Below are 204 nucleotides of genomic sequence, written 5' to 3'. Positions count from 1 at the left end.
TAGAAAATGGAGAATACACAGTTAAATTCAGTGAATTACCAGAAGGATATGAGCCGACGAAAACGCAAGTGGGCGATGCTAAATTAGACTCAAACGGCTTAGAATCGAAAGTAACGATTAACAATGCGAATGACTATTCAGTAGACTTAGGTATTGTTAAGCCTGAAGCACAACCAGAACCAAAGCCAGCAACATATGAGCTTG

1 protein-coding gene is annotated in these 204 nt (G+C 39.7%); it reads left to right on the top strand.

Annotated features, from left to right (window positions below; genetic code table 11):
• Positions 1-204, top strand: a 204-nt coding sequence (locus tag CCE82_RS12825; RefSeq protein WP_159454559.1) for a hypothetical protein, incomplete at both ends; no start/stop codon positions are given.

It is taken from the genome of Staphylococcus cornubiensis, assembly GCF_900183575.1.
Classification (GTDB): Bacteria; Bacillota; Bacilli; order Staphylococcales; family Staphylococcaceae; genus Staphylococcus; species Staphylococcus cornubiensis.
Note: the sequence above shows the minus strand (reverse complement) of the source record. Positions and strands in the feature narration are given on the sequence as shown.